The organism is Yersinia sp. 1252 StPb PI, assembly GCF_048593885.1.
Classification (GTDB): Bacteria; Pseudomonadota; Gammaproteobacteria; order Enterobacterales; family Enterobacteriaceae; genus Yersinia; species Yersinia enterocolitica_E.
The window spans coordinates 1-502 of sequence record NZ_JAZGQE010000477.1 but is presented as its reverse complement, the minus strand read 5'-3'; the positions used below and the strand labels follow the sequence as shown (position 1 = coordinate 502).

Here is a 502-nt window from a genome sequence, read left to right as displayed (position 1 = left end):
ATGTTTGATATTCTACTAAGAGATATTTTGATAATGAAATTACTTAACACTTATGATGTGAAAGATGAAGCAGAAGCGGCACTTGCTCGAATTCTAGGTGAAAAACGATTGGCAAGTGAACGAGATAGCACAGTTATAATTTATAATCTGTTCGGCGAACCGACATGGGGAAATTTTTACAAACTGAGAATGTTTAACCTTCCTGAACTAAAGCAGCTGCTGGAACTACGTAAGGCTGGCCAGTCTATAGATCTGGCTAAACATAGCGAAATTATCACTATGCTAGGTCACACTGCTCGGGTATTTGATATTTCCATCCCAGAACACTGGTTGTGAAATTCAAATCATCATTCAGTCAAAATACCTTTAGTGAGATATCACCCTTGAGATGGCTACTTTACTAGATAATTAAATTAATCATCTTTGTTCGCTTATTTATATAGTCTAAATTTGTGTTATAACGCAAATTCCTACTGCTAATATTTTCAGTGAGATGTATATC

The 502-nt window shown here is 35.3% G+C and carries 1 protein-coding gene; it reads left to right on the top strand.

What is annotated here, in order from left to right:
• The coding region (locus V2A85_RS24405) for a hypothetical protein (RefSeq protein WP_420072649.1) at positions 1 to 336 on the top strand (336 nt) is incomplete at its 5' end.
• Positions 337 to 502 lie beyond the last annotated feature (166 nt).